The sequence below is a fragment of the Candidatus Thermoplasmatota archaeon genome, assembly GCA_029907305.1.
Lineage (GTDB): Archaea > Thermoplasmatota > E2 > DHVEG-1 > DHVEG-1 > JARYMC01.
In genome coordinates this window covers 1-13881 of sequence record JARYMC010000031.1, presented here as the reverse complement: position 1 = coordinate 13881, position 13881 = coordinate 1, and the positions used below count along the sequence as shown (strand labels likewise).

The 13881-nt window shown below is 36.0% G+C and carries 19 protein-coding genes; 9 read left to right on the top strand and 10 right to left on the bottom strand.

Features of this window, described 5'->3' with window-relative positions; translation table 11 throughout:
* The first annotated feature begins 141 nt into the window (after positions 1 to 141).
* The 4 genes from QHH19_03535 to QHH19_03520 all read left to right on the top strand — a co-directional run bounded on the left by QHH19_03535 (position 142) and on the right by QHH19_03520 (position 2103).
* Positions 142 to 417: a hypothetical protein gene (locus QHH19_03535; protein MDH7517397.1), complete on the top strand. Its 276-nt coding sequence runs from the start codon at positions 142 to 144 to the stop codon at positions 415 to 417.
* Positions 418 to 622: 205 nt separating this feature from the next.
* Positions 623 to 820 carry a hypothetical protein gene (locus tag QHH19_03530; protein ID MDH7517396.1) on the top strand — a complete coding sequence of 66 codons (198 nt, stop codon included), beginning with the start codon at positions 623 to 625 and terminating at the stop codon, positions 818 to 820.
* Between the two features lie 217 nt (positions 821 to 1037).
* Positions 1038 to 1181: a hypothetical protein gene (locus QHH19_03525; protein MDH7517395.1), complete on the top strand. Its 144-nt coding sequence runs from the start codon at positions 1038 to 1040 to the stop codon at positions 1179 to 1181.
* A gap of 49 nt (positions 1182 to 1230) precedes the next feature.
* Positions 1231 to 2103 carry a D-aminoacyl-tRNA deacylase gene (locus QHH19_03520; protein MDH7517394.1) on the top strand — a complete coding sequence of 291 codons (873 nt, stop codon included), beginning with the start codon at positions 1231 to 1233 and terminating at the stop codon, positions 2101 to 2103.
* Here QHH19_03520 and QHH19_03515 read toward each other — a convergent pair.
* Complete coding sequence (locus QHH19_03515; protein MDH7517393.1) at positions 2089 to 3021, bottom strand: endonuclease V; 933 nt, start codon at positions 3019 to 3021, stop codon at positions 2089 to 2091. The genes QHH19_03520 and QHH19_03515 overlap by 15 nt on opposite strands.
* 49 nt (positions 3022 to 3070) lie before the next feature.
* Between QHH19_03515 and QHH19_03510 the strand changes: the two genes are divergently transcribed.
* The 3 genes from QHH19_03510 to QHH19_03500 are packed head-to-tail and all read left to right on the top strand — an operon-like array spanning position 3071 to position 5423.
* Positions 3071 to 3586, top strand: coding sequence for a DUF429 domain-containing protein (locus tag QHH19_03510; protein ID MDH7517392.1), 516 nt, complete (start codon positions 3071 to 3073; stop codon positions 3584 to 3586).
* A 45-nt stretch (positions 3587 to 3631) separates the two neighbouring features.
* Positions 3632 to 4402: an MBL fold metallo-hydrolase gene (locus tag QHH19_03505; GenBank protein ID MDH7517391.1), complete on the top strand. Its 771-nt coding sequence runs from the start codon at positions 3632 to 3634 to the stop codon at positions 4400 to 4402.
* Between the two features lie 31 nt (positions 4403 to 4433).
* Positions 4434 to 5423, top strand: a complete 990-nt coding sequence (locus QHH19_03500) for a radical SAM protein (protein ID MDH7517390.1) — start codon at positions 4434 to 4436, stop codon at positions 5421 to 5423.
* 2 nt (positions 5424 to 5425) lie between these two features.
* Here QHH19_03500 and QHH19_03495 read toward each other — a convergent pair whose 3' ends face one another.
* Genes QHH19_03495 through QHH19_03475 form a run of 5 tightly spaced genes read right to left on the bottom strand, consistent with a single transcriptional unit; the run spans position 5426 to position 9248 of the window.
* Positions 5426 to 6292 (bottom strand): PhzF family phenazine biosynthesis protein, encoded by an 867-nt coding sequence (locus QHH19_03495; GenBank protein MDH7517389.1) that lies wholly within the window; start codon positions 6290 to 6292, stop codon positions 5426 to 5428.
* An 8-nt stretch (positions 6293 to 6300) separates the two neighbouring features.
* Positions 6301 to 7065, bottom strand: coding sequence for a biotin/lipoate A/B protein ligase family protein (locus QHH19_03490; GenBank protein MDH7517388.1), 765 nt, complete (start codon positions 7063 to 7065; stop codon positions 6301 to 6303).
* Positions 7062 to 7346, bottom strand: coding sequence for a lipoate protein ligase C-terminal domain-containing protein (locus QHH19_03485; protein ID MDH7517387.1), 285 nt, complete (start codon positions 7344 to 7346; stop codon positions 7062 to 7064). The genes QHH19_03490 and QHH19_03485 overlap by 4 nt, the downstream gene beginning before the upstream one ends.
* Positions 7347 to 7360: 14 nt before the next feature.
* Positions 7361 to 8206, bottom strand: coding sequence for a lipoyl synthase (gene lipA, locus QHH19_03480; GenBank protein ID MDH7517386.1), 846 nt, complete (start codon positions 8204 to 8206; stop codon positions 7361 to 7363).
* A gap of 4 nt (positions 8207 to 8210) precedes the next feature.
* A complete protein-coding gene (locus tag QHH19_03475; GenBank protein MDH7517385.1) occupies positions 8211 to 9248 on the bottom strand; it encodes a DUF63 family protein in 1038 nt (345 codons plus the stop codon).
* 57 nt (positions 9249 to 9305) lie between these two features.
* On the opposite strand from QHH19_03475, the gene QHH19_03470 reads away from it, so the two are divergent.
* Together QHH19_03470 and QHH19_03465 are read left to right on the top strand one after the other, a co-directional pair.
* Complete coding sequence (locus tag QHH19_03470) at positions 9306 to 10394, top strand: NAD(P)-dependent glycerol-1-phosphate dehydrogenase (protein MDH7517384.1); 1089 nt, start codon at positions 9306 to 9308, stop codon at positions 10392 to 10394.
* Between the two features lie 2 nt (positions 10395 to 10396).
* Positions 10397 to 10828 carry a UPF0179 family protein gene (locus tag QHH19_03465; GenBank protein MDH7517383.1) on the top strand — a complete coding sequence of 144 codons (432 nt, stop codon included), beginning with the start codon at positions 10397 to 10399 and terminating at the stop codon, positions 10826 to 10828.
* Here QHH19_03465 and QHH19_03460 read toward each other — a convergent pair.
* From QHH19_03460 to QHH19_03445, 4 genes are all read right to left on the bottom strand, one after another.
* Complete coding sequence (locus tag QHH19_03460) at positions 10822 to 11484, bottom strand: hypothetical protein (GenBank protein ID MDH7517382.1); 663 nt, start codon at positions 11482 to 11484, stop codon at positions 10822 to 10824. The genes QHH19_03465 and QHH19_03460 overlap by 7 nt on opposite strands.
* A 65-nt stretch (positions 11485 to 11549) precedes the next feature.
* Positions 11550 to 11780 (bottom strand): hypothetical protein, encoded by a 231-nt coding sequence (locus QHH19_03455; GenBank protein MDH7517381.1) that lies wholly within the window; start codon positions 11778 to 11780, stop codon positions 11550 to 11552.
* Between the two features lie 93 nt (positions 11781 to 11873).
* Positions 11874 to 13043: a methionine adenosyltransferase gene (gene metK, locus QHH19_03450; GenBank protein ID MDH7517380.1), complete on the bottom strand. Its 1170-nt coding sequence runs from the start codon at positions 13041 to 13043 to the stop codon at positions 11874 to 11876.
* Positions 13044 to 13147: 104 nt separating this feature from the next.
* On the bottom strand, positions 13148 to 13561 hold the full coding sequence (locus QHH19_03445) for a hypothetical protein (protein ID MDH7517379.1): 414 nt from the start codon (positions 13559 to 13561) through the stop codon (positions 13148 to 13150).
* Between the last annotated feature and the right edge of the window lie 320 nt (positions 13562 to 13881).

The following is a 13881-nucleotide window of genomic DNA, read 5'->3' as shown; positions in this document are numbered from 1 at the left end:
TCTGTATGTTCTATGATCTATTTCAAAGTAAAATATTGTTCAAGAGATGATTCTTCGACTCATTTCGGGATGTAGCCGTTTTTTAGAATAAATTTATATATGCTGCAAATATTTTCAAATAAGTAACATTTGGTTGTTACCATGGATGAGACCAGTAAAAAAACTGATGAGTACCCTTCTTTGTTTGATGTTTTTGTTCTTGGTGATAGAGTGAAACGGGTTCGTAAAGACAAGGATGGTAAAACCAGTGAGTATAGGGGTACAGTTTTGGCGATCAACGAGGATAGTATAGAAGTTTATTGGGATACGCTTGATGGTAAGTTTAGGCCAGCTGGTATCGATATGACTTTCACTAATTGTTCTATTGAGGAGATATTCAAAGGCAATGATTTATTTACCCCTATAGAGAAAGAATAAAATATCTTAGAAACTCGAGCGATAATTCTTAGATATACTACAAAAAAATTACTTGTGTTAAATCTTGTTAGCAGTTAATTATTTTATATAAAATTTCTAGAGTATACCTGTTATTTTATCATTATGTTATTTGGAGTAAATAAATTTAAGTAGTATAACTAATACATGATTATTTGTAAAATATAATTTTGGGGGTTGAAGGTGTGTGGCTGGTAGAGAAGTTTTACCTCTTATTCTTGCTATAGTAGTTCCTATTTTTTTAGTTTCCCTTATTTTGTTGTATATTAGTGGTTATGATGTTACGTTGTTTCTAAGAAGGATCCCATTTATATATTATGTGATTATGACTCCTATAGTTCTAGGTTTTGTTGCTGCGGTTATGCATCTGAGGAAAAAGGAGTGATGCTAAAGTTTTTGTTTACCCATCGTGATATACAAAAATATATATTTTTATAATTTCTTAGACATATCCATATGGATATTTTAAATTGATTTATGTAACATACACCATATTTTATGAATTATTAATATATTTTTAAAGTATTAACTAAAAAAATAATGATAACAGTTGTAAAATAACATATATAAGCATATAAATATAAAATAAGTTATTAGAAAACATGTTAGTAATAGGCTTACTAGGAACAGAACAAGAAGCAAACGAAATAATGTACATCGCAAAAATATGTACACTAGAAGACAGAATACACTTCCTAGTAAGAATGCAAAAAGTAAAAGACATACTAAAAAAAGAGAGGCAATAAAAAAACATAGCAACCTTAAAAAGATGTTTTTTATTCTAATTAACTGATTATGACTGTTTTAATAATATCCTCATCAGAAGATCCAGCTAGTACAAACATGAAAAACATACTGCTAGAAAAAACAACATGGGATGAAAACGGCATATTCTATGACACACCAGTATACAGACACAAGAAAATGAGCGATATAACAATGGTAACAATATCTGACAGAAAGATAAGACACGAAAACATAGACAAAGAAGTAAAACAAAAACTAAACATAGAACCAAAAATAGCAATCTTCCTTTCAAGACACAGAAGCAAAATGGGAGAACCAACACTAACAGTACACCCAATAGGAAACTATGGTGACGCAGAGTTCGGAGGGAAACCAAGAACACTAATACAATCAGCACCACGACTAATGACACATCTGCTAAGACTAATCAAAGAAAACTTACAAAAAACAGAACTAAACTACCAAGTATGCTACGAGGTAACCCATCATGGACCGTATCTAGAGATACCAACTATCTTTGCAGAAGTAGGAAGTACAGAAAAACAATGGGAGCAAAAAGAACCAGCACAGATAATATCACAATCACTACTAGAACTACTAGAGACATACCACTACGAAGAAAACCTACCAAAAGACATACCTGTGCTTATAGGGATAGGTGGGGGGCACTATGCACCAAGGTTCACAGAGATAGCTTTACAAAAAAAAGTAGCATTCGGGCATATGATACCAACTTACCATATAGATGCTGGTAATATCACAGATGAAATGATACAAAAATCTTTAGACAAAACACCAAATGTTAGTGGCGTATACATCCATAAAAAATCCCTTAAAAAATCACAGTTTACTGAGTATAAAAAATGGTTTGAAAACAAAAACATACCTGTTGTTTCAAGCAAAGAACTATCTGATCTTTAAAGTTTTATTTGCCAGGATATGTGCCTGTCTCAAAGGCTCTGGGATCCTGTAAAAACTAAAATGTTTCACAACATCTACCGAGGTTTCAAAAGAAATTCTATGACCAGGGGAAACATAAATCGGTCTTTTGTTTTTTTTAGGATAACGCAACGCATAACCTCTTTTTTTATTGTTTATCTTGACGAAGTCGCCTTCTAATTTTCCATACAAAAGAGTTTTAGCAACACCAATAGTTGGTATATCTAAAACAACACCTACATGAGATGCTAAACCAAAACCATATGGGTGCAAAATACCGTTACCATCTAGCATCAAAATCGTAGGCGTTGTTCTAAGATTTTTAAAAAGTTTTTCTACAACAGGCAATTCTCTGTAGGCAAGGTAGGTCGAGATAAAAGGGAAATAGGTTTTAGCAAAAACTGTTTTTTCTTCAACGATTTGTTTTGTTTTATAGTCCATAATAACACATGCGCCACAAACATCCTCGAACTCATTTTTAGGATAAGCAACATCTATTCCTGCTACAGTTTTAATTTCCTTGAAATCATCTTTCAGTATCAATTTTTTACTGAGTTTTATTTGTTCATCCCGTAACTTTTTCAGAGGATAATCAGTCTTAAAATCATTAAATAAAACACTGTTAAAATCAACAATCTTACCATCTTCAACTAGGATATTATCCTGTTTCAATCTCTTTATCTTATCTTTTATACCACGCCCGAAACCGCCTAGGCGTCCATCAGAATGAATGATCTTGTAACATGGCATATCATCTGGGTCAGGGTTCTGGTTCATCATATGCCCCACGGCCCTTGACGCATGTATATCACCTAATGCCTGCGCTACAGCACCATATGTTGACAGCTTTCCTTTGGGAATTTGACGGACGAGGTTATATGTGTACTCAAAAAGGTTCATTATACGAAAAACAATTATGCTATGTAAATAATTTTTCCTGTGTGATAATTTGAGAAAAATACTAGGTGTTGATATAGCAGGGAAAGATAGCAATCCCACAGGGATATGCACTATGATTAATAGTAAGGTAAAATGCTGCATTTTATATTCTGATGAAGAAATACTAAAAATAATCGATGAACTCAAACCAGATATCATTGCTATAGATGCCCCCGTTATGGAGGGTGAACCAAGGGTTAGGAAAGCGGATAGATTGCTAAAAAAATATGGGGCTTTTCCACCGTCATTACCAAGTATGAGATCTTTAACCATGAGAGGATCTAAACTGGCGGTACAGCTAAAAACCTGTTATAAAGTGATAGAGGTTTTTCCTACAGCGACCGCTAAAATCTTAAATGTTTATAACAAAAACTATAAAGAAACAATAAAGAAACTAGGCATAAAAGCTGGAAACAAACATGAACTTGATGCATACCTCTGCGCTCTCACAGCAAAACTATTTCTAGAGAAGAAAACAGTTGAAATAGGAGATGAAACAGGAAAAATTGTTGTACCAAAAAGTTAATCCAACATTTTTTAACCTAAATTTCTATGTAACTAACAGCAAACCATGAATAAAATAAAATTCCTTGGAACCGCTGGTGCACGATTCGTTGTAATGAAACAACTAAGAGCATCAGGTGGAATATGGCTTACCCTGGATGACACAAACATCTTAATAGACCCAGGTCCGGGTTCATTGATACGTTGTTTATCAAGTAAACCAAAACTAAATCCATTTGATCTCGATGGTATTATTCTCACACATCGTCATCTCGACCATTCAAACGATATAAATGTGATGATTGAGGCGATGACAAACGGTGGTTTCAAAAAGAAAGGTGTAGTTTTCGCACCAAAAGATGCGCTAGAGGAAGACCCTGTTATACTGAAATATGTTAGAGACCATGTTGACAAAATAATGGTTTTAAAAGAAAAAGGTAGCTACAAGGTTGGTAACATATCTTTTTCCACACCAGTCAGGCATGTTCATGGTGTTGAGTCATATGGTTTAAACATAAATGGTAAAAAACATTCTATTTCACTTATAACTGATACAAAGTATTTCGATGGAATCGAATCATATTACAGAGGAGATGTCCTAATAATAAACGTTGTTTTCCTTGAGGAAAGACCTGGGATAGATCATCTTTCACTAAAGGATGCAGAACATATTTTATCAAAGAATAAACCAAAACTTGGTGTCATCACCCATTTTGGTATGACCATGGTTAAAGCAAAACCTTGGGAGATAGCAGAAAATCTTTCTAAAAAACTTGGTGTCAAAGTTGTTGCTGCTAGAGACGGGATGGAAATAAATTTAGACGAGTGCCGAAAATAGTTTTAAACCCAGTTGAACATATAGAATGATAATGGCGGATGACAAAAATCTTCTAACTAGATACTACAATATACTAGAAGAAAATGAAATAGCGAAATATCTGAGATGTAAACAAATACCTGTTTCATACAATAAATCAGAGACAACACAGATTTTATGGAAAAAACATGATAATGCGTTAAACAAAAAACCTTCAAACATTGAACCAGAACAATCGCTGCTTGATTTGAAAATTGAGTTTGCATCAAGAATTTTTTCTGAATGCTCGTTCTGTGAGAGAAGATGCAAGGTGGATAGAAACAAAAAGGCTGGTAACTGTGGAGTGATACAGCCACTTGTCTCATCAGAGTTTTTACATATGGGTGAGGAAACACCACTGGTACCATCTTATACAGTTTTTTTTTCTGGTTGTACGTTTCATTGTGTTTTTTGTCAGAACTGGGATATAAGCCAGAACATCTGTGGAGTGTATATAAGACCAGAAATTTTAGCGGGAATGATAGAACGTAGGAAAAAACAGGGTGCTCGTAACGTTAACTGGGTTGGTGGAGACCCGACACCAAACATACTATACATAATAGAGACACTGAGAGAATGTGATGTAAACATACCGCAGGTATGGAACTCTAACATGTATTGCTCAACAGAGACTATGAAACTACTGGATGGAGTCATTGATTTGTATCTAACTGATTTTAAATATGGTAACGACGTGTGTGCTAGGAGATTATCCAGAGTTGAAAACTACCTGGATATAGTAAAAAGAAATCATAAAATTGCATATGATAATGGTGAGATGATCATCAGGCATCTTGTTATGCCAAACCATATAGATTGCTGTTCAAAACCTATAATGAAATGGATCGCTGATAACATACCAAATGCTTTAGTCAATATAATGAGTCAATATAGACCAGAGTACAAGGCATATGAGCACAAAGAAATAGCTAGATCCGTGTCACTGGAAGAGGTCTTACAGGTTAAAGAATACGCGGATAAACTAGGGATACATGAAGTATAAAACTATACTCTGATCTCTTTTTCTTCAACAACCCTTGCTTTTCCACCGACTCTAACAAATCCTCTGCCGACCTCAACAAAAACCCTGCCGGGTTTACCAATTATATCACCTTGCTCGCAGACAAGGTTTTTCTCATGTATAACACCATTTTTTACTAGATATGAACAGACAGCACCATTCGCAGTACCAGTGACAGGGTCCTCGTTAATGCCATAAATTGGAGCGAAATTTCTGGCGTGATAAACAGAACATGATTCAATGGTTTCAAAAGTAAAAACATGAAAACTTCCAACGCCGATCTTTTTACAGAGTTTTTTAACTTTCACAAAATCTGGTTTCATATGTTTAAGTACATCAAATGATTTCACACAAACCGGTAATGTAAAAAGACCAGTGGACACAATCTGACTGGGGAGAGAACTATCTATGTTTTCTTTTTTTATTTTTAATGAATCAGCCAACTCAGATATATCTAAAGATATATTTTTATATATGGGTCTACTCTGTGTCATCATAACCCTATCAACAACATCATCAAAAAACAAAATATGAACAGGAAGAACACCAGCCTTAGTTTCCTGAGTAACCCTACAAGTATCATTAAAAAAACCATTCAAAGCCATGGTAAAAAACGTAGCAACAGTAGCATGACCACAAAGATCAACCTCAACACTTGGGGAAAAAAACCTAACCTTGTAATCAGCTTTTTTACTAGGAAAAACAAAAGCAGTCTCAGAAACCCTCAGAGCCTTTGAAATATGCTTCATCTGCTCATCAGTTAAACTCGGGGAATCAAAAACAACACCAGCAGGATTACCACCATCATAAGATTCTGTGAAGGCATTAACTTTCTTCACATGAACCCTCATAAAAAATTTCATCTCCTATGATTCCACTCCCTGGATGAGAAACGTTCTTTTTCTATTTTCTCAGCCAAAGCAGTTTCACTATCAGTCAAATTTCCCTCAACCAGTTCAACATCAAATTCTTCCTCAAAACCTTTTTTCATAGCAGTAGCAACATCATCAAAAACAACATTTTTACCAAGGACATCCTCTAGAGAAGTAACCCTCTGTTTAACATCAGAGATAAGCTTATCCCTAATCTTCTCATTAGGAACCATGAGGAGAGAAAACATCTTTTCAACATCGACACCCATGAGGACAGTGCCATGCTGCAAAACAGTCCTCATTTTCCTAGTCTGAGCGTTACCAGATATCTTACGCCCATCAACAACGATGTCGTTAATCGGAGCGTAACTACTCTCCACCCCAAGAAACCTAAGCCCTCTAATTATAGCACCACATATCCTACCATAACTCTCCATGATGTTCTTTGGTACACTAAGATGAGACTCAGGAACAACAATGCTATATGTCAACTCTTTATCATGGAAAACAGCACCACCACCAGTTATCCTACGGACATAGTCAACACCGATCTTCTCACAAAAATCAAGGTCAACCTCATCCTCAAGACTCTGAAAATAACCAATGGAAATCGCAGGGGGACTCCAACCATAGAAACGCACAGTAGGAGGAACCTTGCCTCTACTACAATTAATCAGCACAGCCTCATCTATAGCCATGTTTGCAAAAGCATTTTTGAAACCTGTTTTTAACAATCTCCATTGTTCTTTCATGTTTTACACATCAATATACCATGGGTTAAACCCTCAGCATCCAAACCAATAAACTGGATACCATATTTCTGTATTACAGAGTTTATTTTTTCCAACAAACACTTTCTATCAAGCGAAACACCCTTGAGCTCATCCTCCAAAATATCCATAGCCTCCTCAGGATAAGCAAAGAAATCACCTGTTATACTTATCGCATTAATAGAACCATTTTCGTTATTATAATCTAAAAAGATTTTCAGAAGCTTACCATTTGGAATCTTATACACAGATTTACCTTCCATCTTTCAAACTCCCACTAGGAAATAGCTTTTTCAGCGTGATAAGAACTTCTAACCAAAGGCCCTGACTCAACATGCCTAAAACCTATACCCAAAGCAATTCTCTTAAATTCATCGAATTCATCGGGAGTATAATACTTTTTTATCTCAGCATGCTGCTTTGTTGGTTGAAGATACTGACCTATGGTTAAGAAATCAACATCGACGCTTCTTAGATCACTCATTGTTTTTAGGATCTGACCTATGTTTTCGCCAAGACCTACCATGAAACCAGATTTAGTTCTAATATTTTTATCAATTTTTTTAATGTTTTCTAACACCTTGAGGCTAGTGCTGTAACTACCATCTGGTCTTATAACAGGAAACAATTCTTCAACAACCTCTATATTATGATTAACAACATCGGGTCTAGCATCTATAACAGTCCTCAATGAACTTATAGCACCTTTGAAATCAGGGATTAGAACCTCAACCTTACAGTTTTTATTCAATTTTTTGATCTCTTTAACAGTCTCATAGAAAACACTAGCACCACCATCCTCTAAGTCATCTCTTGTAACAGATGTGATAACAGCATACCTCAAACCAAGTTTTTTGACACTCTCAGCAACATCCTTTGGTTCATTTGGGTTCAAGGGCAGAGGCTTACCATGCTTAACATTGCAATACCTGCAATTTCTCGTACAAGTATCACCGAGTATAAGAAAAACAGCGGTACCACAACCAAAACACTCAGCGATATTAGGACATTTAGCCTCCTCACAAATAGTATGAAGCTTAGACTCCCTAAGCATAGATTTTATTTTAACGAAACTTTCCCCACCACCAATCCTTACTTTTAACCAGTCAGGATGACGCCTCATAATATCATACACCCATTGTTACTCTCAATAAATCACGTAAACCAGGTGAAAAACCCAAAATAATGATACCAATCTTCAATAAGTTAACAAGAGTAACATAATTTCTAAGCTCATCTTTATACAAAACATCAAAAACGTAGACAACAACAATGATCAAAATAAACTTAGTTATAGGAAACAAGGGCCCCCAGATATTCAACAAAACATTGGATGCGGGATGCTTTTCTGCGTAATGCAAATCAAAGTTAAACGGATCCTTTATACTAATATAGCTAGTAAGACCATCAATAAGATGACCAACAAGCATAGACAAATTCAAAGGGTTAGCATAAACAGCGATTTTTTCATTGGATTTGTATCTACGCGCGATGAGATAAACAAGTCCAACAACTAGACTAGAGATGCCTATGACTATAGAGAAAACATTGAAACTTATACCACTTGTATCACCCCATCTATAACCAAGTAACCAGAGAGCTATCAAAACCAGCGATGGAATTAAACAAATCAACCCGCCAGAGAACAAAATATTGTTCACTGTGATCCTTGGGTTCTTATACTTTTTTTCAAGGTAATAACCTAACAGCAAAAAAAACAAGGCATAAGCAGCTATCTGGAAATAAATAAGGGGGGATATGAACCAATAAACAAAGGGTTCACCAAAATATCCAGTATCTTCAAGAGTCCTGCTTATAGATCCAAACAGAATGTAAGGCATTAAAGCCAAAGCAAATCTCCAATCAACTTTTATCTCAAGTTTTTTCAAAAGTTTGTAAATAAAATAGAGTGCAATGATTAGTATTATACCATATGTTATCTCTGATATTATTGTGTAACCCTCGTTTGCCCTAACACCATTATGCCAGGCTGTTCCACTTGTTGCATCAGCAACCACGGGCCCCCAGTAATATTTCCATATCCACTGGTCATAAAAAACAGATGGAAATAGGATACAGCCAAATATGATAACAACTAAGATAGCGATAAATACGCCTATGTAGAGGGTTGTTTTTTTACTCTTATAAAACTCTTTCAGGTTCATTTATTAATAAACTGGATGGGAAAAATAATATATTAACCTCTTGGTTTACCATAAACCATGGAACGGTTCACAAAATCAAAAAGAATGGTCTTTCCAAGAGAGGTTATCCTTGGTCATAAAACCACGTCCCAGGTAGCAGAGCTATGCGACCGCATAGGCATGGGAGATAATATACTGATAGTATGTGATAAGAAAACAAAGAAGATATCTGGTGATGAAATAAACAGGATTTTATCAAAAGCTGATTACAATGTTAAACAAAAAATTGTTTCTGCTGCAACTGTTGATGGGGTTAATGCTGTCATTAAATTCGCAAATAAAAACGATATAAATCTTTTACTAGGTGTTGGGGGAGGTAGTGTTATTGATATAACAAAACTCGCCGCCTTTGACCTAAAGAAACCATTCGTAAGTATACCCACTTGTGCATCACATGATGGTATCGCATCCCCACGTGCATCATTAAAACATAGAAAAGGTAGTGTATCAAAAACAGCTGTGTCACCAATTGCTATACTAGCAGACACATATATTATAAATAAGGCACCATACCGTATGCTGGCATCTGGGTGCGCAGACGTGATATCAAATATCCCAGCTGTAATGGACTGGGAGCTAGCATACAAACTAAAATACGAAGAGTTCAGCAGCGAAGCAGCGGTACTAGCAAAAACCTCAGCACAAATGCTAATAGAAAAGGCTGACGAAATCAAAACCAGAACAGAAGAATCAGTATGGACAGCAGTAAAAGCAATGATAGTATCAGGGGTAGCGATGAGCGTAGCAGGTAGCACAAGACCCGCATCAGGAGCAGAACACATGTTCTCACATATGCTAGACCACCTAAGACCAAGCATATTCTTAAAAGGAAATAAAAAACAAGCGCCAATGCACGGCGAACAATGCGGCGTAGGAGCAATAATGATGGTCTACCTTCATGGCGGAGACTGGGAAAAAATAAGAGACGCACTAAAAACAATAGGGGCACCAACAACATCAGCAGAATTAGGTATACCAAAGAAAAAAATAATAGAAGCACTGACACGCGCACAAGAAATAAGACCAGAGAGATACACAATCCTTGGAGAAACAGGTCTGACAAAAGAAGCAGCTAAAAAACTAGCAAAAACAACTGGTGTAATATAAATATGCCACTTGTAACACTCGTAGGAGAAAAAATCGCTAGAGAAGACAACGAGTTCATATACATTGGACCAAACAACGACTGCAGAAACTGCAAACTAAAAACCGTATGCTTCAACCTAAAACCTGGTAGAAAATACAAAATAACAAAAATAAGAGACAAAAAACATAGTTGCAGTATACATGAGGGGAACACAGCGGTTGTAGAAGTCATAGAAATGCCACTTATAGTAGCAATAGAAAAAAACCTTTTAGAAGGAAACACTATAAAAATAGAGAAAAAAACATTATGCAGAAACATAGGCTGCAGCAACATTGAGCTATGTAACAACCCGGCTTTACAAAACGGAAAAACCTATGCTATAAAAAACGTTTACGACCCAGTAATATGCCCGATAGAGAAAGACCTTAAAAAAGTTGAGTTAGCTGATCAATGACACACTATATTATAGATAAGACCATCGTTTCCAACAAAACCTAACAAACCATTTTTGTCATTAACAATTTTTCTCCAACTACTTGTATTAAAACCAGTAACATTATGAGCATAGTCTGTAATCTGGGCGACACCGATGCAGATAACTGATGTACCAGAGGTGCCACAGTTCCAAACCTCAGCAACAACCTTTATCTTCTCATAAGGTGTCTTAGAGGTATCGCTCCCATCAAAGGTAATATAATATGTTTTATGGCCGTTAACAAGAATACGCGACCCGTTAGCTTTTGTGCTATTATCAACAACTATGCCTTGTTGCGAAGCACCATGGATTGTTTCCTCCGCCTTAGCCAGTAGACCCTTTTCATCCATCATAATAAGAGGTTTAAAAGTTGCAACAGTGAGATTAGCAGGATAAGCACCACCTATTTTGTATGTTAAGCTGCACCATTTCTCCAAACCAAACAAATCAGAAGCGGTTTCTCGTTCATCAAGATTCTCAACCCAGCCGTTATCCAAAAAACTATCAGGTACACGAGCTGGTTTAATCTCCCTGGTGCTAAAAATAACAGCTGAAATAATAACTATTACAAGAAACAAGGCAATAAACACATAGAACTTGTTTTCTTTCACACCACCTTCTTCAACCACAACCATGTAAATAAAAATGCATCTACATTAAGCTAACGAAAAAACAACAAAAAAAAAGTGGTTGTTTTTTTTTAAATTGTTTTAATCAAATCAGCAATTTTCTCCAGTTTATCCTTCTCATTTGGTAACGCTATAGATGCACGCCATCTTTTAGTACCATCTGGCAGGTAGTACCCCCGTGAAACAGCTATAAACTCGTTTTCCCCAACAGGAGTCTTAGCCTTCCTCTTGGAGACTTCTATAAAATTGTTTTTACCGAACTTTATCTCCTCAGCCTTTATAGTCTCAAATTCAACCATCATTTATCCCTCATCCTTCTATTATAGATATGGGGTATATAATATATTAAATTATAGGGTTTTTAAAAAAGGTATGGAAAAAATATGTTTTTTTTTTTATTTCAAGCCTGCTTCTTTTCTAATAAGAGCCGCTTTATCTGTTTTCTCCCAGGTAAAATCAGGTTCTTCTCTACCAAAATGACCATAAGCCGCGGTTTTCTTATAAATCGGCCGTCTAAGATCAAGCACCTCAATTATATCAGCAGGTTTCACAGGGAAAAACTCTCTAACGATATCTTCTATCTTCACAATAGGTATCTTGTTTGTGCCAAAGCAATCAATATTTATAGAAACAGGCTCGGCAACACCAATTGCATAAGCAAACTGGATCTCACATTTATCTGCGACACCAGAAGCAACAATATTCTTCGCTATATAACGAGCCGCATAAGCCCCACTTCTATCAACCTTTGTAGGATCCTTACCAGAAAAAGCACCACCCCCATGTCTACCAACACCACCATAAGTATCAACAATAATCTTCCTACCAGTTAAACCTGCATCAGCATATGGTCCACCCCTGATAAAAGAACCGGTGGGATTAACATGATAAACCGTGTCTTTATCAATCCAGTCTTTACAAACAGGTTTTATGATCTTCTCAATAACATCCCTTCTTATACGACTGTAAGATATACCGCTATCATGCTGCGTAGAAACAACAATAGTATCAGCCCTCAGAGGTTTACCATTCTCATCATACACAATTGAAACCTGTGATTTACCATCAGGCCTAAGATAAGAGATACCACCTGATTTTCTAACATCAGATAAACGTTTAGTAAGTTTATGGGCGAGCGAAATAGGGAGAGGCATAAGCTCCTTTGTTTCTCTGCAAGCAAAACCATACATCATACCTTGATCACCAGCACCCTGCTCCTTATGCAAACCCTTACCAGACACACCCCGATATATGTCAGGGCTCTGCTCAGTTATCTGAACCCAAACAGAACAAGTCTCCCATTCGATACCATACTCAGATTTTGTGTAACCAATACCCTTTATCGTATCACGAACAACATGTGGTATATCAATGTAACCAGAAGTAGTCATCTCACCAAAAACCATGACACCACCATTCTTAGTACCAGTTTCAATAGCAACCCTAGAATATTTATCCTGTCTCAATGCCTCATCAAGTATAGCATCTGATATAAGATCACACATCTTATCAGGATGACCCTCAGTTACAGATTCAGAGCTTATAATTATTTTTCTCCTTCGCATATGTAATCACCTAGAAAGTAGATATTAACCTCCCAGATATTTTTTAGTGAACTGAAAACCATAACACGGTTATTAATTTTTTTAAAAAAGTTAGAGAGAGGCTTTTATCTGTTGATTTTTCTAGTAGTCCAAACATCCTCAGGTAGTGTACTATAAAGATCCTCATCCTCAGGTTCCTTATTAACAATCCGTTTCTCAGGAAGAATAACCCTAGACCTCTTGTTCTTATCCTTAGCATATTCTAAGATAGTGTTTTTCTTAAGTACCCAATAATGTGTACGCCACTCACGGCCATCATACAAAGTTGTTTCCTCGCGCTCAGTAGTCAGCATGCCTTCTTCTTCTAGGATATAAAACAGTTGTCTATCCTCAGGATCAAGAACGTTATCTATAACACGGTCATCGTAACCAAATATATCCATAACAAAACCAGCGTCTCTCCTAGCCTCCTCTATGTCTATACCGACTCGGTTAGCTATCGCTTTTGATAGATCATCCAAAGTTATAATCTTGCTCATAATTAATTAGACTCCTTCTTGTACAAATTTTTTTTGCGTAATATAGTGTGTAACTCATACTTTATATACTTTTCTATGATAGCAGTACTTCGGAAAGTACAATCGTAAATATTTTTAACCTATAACTTCATTGATTTTTTTGGGAAGATGGGATGAGAAGTACCCTTGAAGATAAGTTAAAAGATGTTATTGTAAAGACGTTAAGTAAGCATATTAATCTTGTAAAAGGTGGGAATAGTACATATATTCAGATAGTCAGGAGTTCTTAGTTTGGAGTTGGGCAGGTGTTAATCAAATTTCTGTTCAAGAAGCTTCTGAGG

What these genes read in the sequence shown, in the direction of transcription:
- QHH19_03460 (MDH7517382.1), bottom strand. Translation starts at nt 11,484, where the DNA reads ATGGTTGTGGTTGAAGAAGGTGGTGTGAAAGAAAACAAGTTCTATGTG.
- QHH19_03465 (MDH7517383.1), top strand. Translation starts at nt 10,397, where the DNA reads ATGCCACTTGTAACACTCGTAGGAGAAAAAATCGCTAGAGAAGACAAC.
- QHH19_03455 (MDH7517381.1), bottom strand. Translation starts at nt 11,780, where the DNA reads ATGATGGTTGAATTTGAGACTATAAAGGCTGAGGAGATAAAGTTCGGT.
- QHH19_03535 (MDH7517397.1), top strand. Translation starts at nt 142, where the DNA reads ATGGATGAGACCAGTAAAAAAACTGATGAGTACCCTTCTTTGTTTGAT.
- QHH19_03515 (MDH7517393.1), bottom strand. Translation starts at nt 3,021, where the DNA reads ATGAACCTTTTTGAGTACACATATAACCTCGTCCGTCAAATTCCCAAA.
- QHH19_03520 (MDH7517394.1), top strand. Translation starts at nt 1,231, where the DNA reads ATGACTGTTTTAATAATATCCTCATCAGAAGATCCAGCTAGTACAAAC.
- QHH19_03525 (MDH7517395.1), top strand. Translation starts at nt 1,038, where the DNA reads ATGTTAGTAATAGGCTTACTAGGAACAGAACAAGAAGCAAACGAAATA.
- metK (MDH7517380.1), bottom strand. Translation starts at nt 13,043, where the DNA reads ATGCGAAGGAGAAAAATAATTATAAGCTCTGAATCTGTAACTGAGGGT.
- QHH19_03505 (MDH7517391.1), top strand. Translation starts at nt 3,632, where the DNA reads ATGAATAAAATAAAATTCCTTGGAACCGCTGGTGCACGATTCGTTGTA.
- QHH19_03475 (MDH7517385.1), bottom strand. Translation starts at nt 9,248, where the DNA reads ATGAACCTGAAAGAGTTTTATAAGAGTAAAAAAACAACCCTCTACATA.
- lipA (MDH7517386.1), bottom strand. Translation starts at nt 8,206, where the DNA reads ATGAGGCGTCATCCTGACTGGTTAAAAGTAAGGATTGGTGGTGGGGAA.
- QHH19_03470 (MDH7517384.1), top strand. Translation starts at nt 9,306, where the DNA reads ATGGAACGGTTCACAAAATCAAAAAGAATGGTCTTTCCAAGAGAGGTT.
- QHH19_03485 (MDH7517387.1), bottom strand. Translation starts at nt 7,346, where the DNA reads ATGGAAGGTAAATCTGTGTATAAGATTCCAAATGGTAAGCTTCTGAAA.
- QHH19_03500 (MDH7517390.1), top strand. Translation starts at nt 4,434, where the DNA reads ATGGCGGATGACAAAAATCTTCTAACTAGATACTACAATATACTAGAA.
- QHH19_03490 (MDH7517388.1), bottom strand. Translation starts at nt 7,065, where the DNA reads ATGAAAGAACAATGGAGATTGTTAAAAACAGGTTTCAAAAATGCTTTT.
- QHH19_03495 (MDH7517389.1), bottom strand. Translation starts at nt 6,292, where the DNA reads ATGAGGGTTCATGTGAAGAAAGTTAATGCCTTCACAGAATCTTATGAT.
- QHH19_03445 (MDH7517379.1), bottom strand. Translation starts at nt 13,561, where the DNA reads ATGAGCAAGATTATAACTTTGGATGATCTATCAAAAGCGATAGCTAAC.